General features: G+C 38.4%; 2 protein-coding genes. Both read right to left on the bottom strand.

The features are described 5' to 3' along the window. Positions 1 to 110 precede the first annotated feature (110 nt). Positions 111 to 926, bottom strand: coding sequence for a gluconate 5-dehydrogenase (locus tag B2X33_RS02150; protein WP_296667267.1), 816 nt, complete (start codon positions 924 to 926; stop codon positions 111 to 113). A gap of 131 nt (positions 927 to 1,057) precedes the next feature. Next, a complete protein-coding gene (locus tag B2X33_RS02145; protein ID WP_296019109.1) occupies positions 1,058 to 1,489 on the bottom strand; it encodes a chemotaxis protein CheW in 432 nt (143 codons plus the stop codon). Positions 1,490 to 1,600 lie beyond the last annotated feature (111 nt).

Genomic DNA, 1,600 nt, shown 5'->3' with positions numbered 1-1,600 from the left:
CAACCACTGCAATCGCTAACGCATAAAATATCTGTTTTGCATTTAAATTTTTCATAAAAAAACCCTTCGATTGCAAAACCGAAGGGCTTTTCAAATTATTGCATTACTGCTTACTTAGGCTGTTTTCCGATGTATGCAAGGATTCCGCCGTCTACGTAAAGGATGTGTCCGTTTACTGCGTTTGAAGCGTCAGAAGCCAAGAATACAGCTGGTCCTGCGAGTTCCTCTGCGTCAAGCCAGCGTCCAGCCGGTGTGCGTCCGCAGATGAACTGGTCGAACGGATGGCGTGAGCCGTCAGGCTGCTTCTCGCGGAGAGGAGCTGTCTGCGGTGTCGCAATGTATCCAGGTCCGATTCCGTTGCACTGGATGTTGTCTGCGCCGTACTCAGAACAGATGTTCTTTGTGAGCATTTTAAGTCCGCCCTTTGCAGCAGCGTATGCAGATACAGTCTCGCGTCCAAGTTCAGACATCATAGAACAGATGTTGATGATTTTTCCGTGTCCCTTTTTAATCATTCCAGGAATTACTGCTTTTGAAACGATGAATGGAGCGTTAAGGTCTACATCGATTACAGCGCGGAAGTCCTCTGCAGACATTTCTGTCATCGGGATTCTCTTGATGATTCCAGCGTTGTTTACAAGAATATCTACAACGCCAACATCTTTTTCGATTTTTTTAACAGTTTCAATAACCTGATCTTCTTTTGTAACATCGCAGATATATCCGTGTACGTCGTTGATTCCGTTTTCTTTGTAGTTTGCAAAACCTTTTTCCAACTGTTCCTGTCCACGGTCGTTAAAAACGATTTTTGCGCCAGCAGCATGGAATGCTTTTGCAATTGCAAAACCGATGCCATAAGAAGCGCCTGTAATCCAAGCTACTTTGCCAGTAAGGTCAAAGTCTTTCATTTCAAATGCTTTTGCCATTTTTTTATAGCCTCCAATAATTATTACTTTAAAGATATAAAAATGACTTTGTAAGGTCAATAAAATTACGCCGTCATATTTAACAAAATTATTTCGCCTTAAAAAGCGCTCGTTGAATTCTGACAAATTATTTACAAATCTTCAAGACCAAGAATAAAAATATTTTTATCTTCGAATTTCAAGATTTTTTTAATATTTTCTTTAGGGATTGAACTTTTGCATTTTGACTCAACATCATCATCTTCTTCAAGATTCTGCACGTCCAAAACTTGGTCTGCAACCAAACCATAAAGCGTTATTTTTTCGCTCTCTTCTTCCTCTTTTTTTACGGAAATAACGATAATTTTAGTACTTTTGTCCGGCTCTTTTTCTTTTAAGCCGAATTTTTTTCTCAAATTGATAACCGTAATTCCCTGCTCGCGAGAATAAATCAGTCCTTCAATATAATTTTTTGCACCAGGAATTATCGTAAAATTTCCATAATTCAGAACTTCGAGAACATTTGTAATTTCTACTGCGCAAATATTTGAATCTAATAAAAACGTTAAAAATGAATTTTTCATCTGCGTTTAAAATTCCTCAAAATCTGCGTCTTTTATTAAATCGGCAGTTGTTTTTCGAACAACAGTTCCCGAAATCGGATTGTCTTTCGGTTTTTCAGAAATTTTTTCTTC

The organism is Treponema sp. UBA785 (assembly GCF_002297065.1).
Classification (GTDB): domain Bacteria; phylum Spirochaetota; class Spirochaetia; order Treponematales; family Treponemataceae; genus Treponema_D.
The sequence above is the reverse complement of the archived record's forward strand: the minus strand, read 5'-3'. Positions and strand labels throughout refer to the sequence as shown.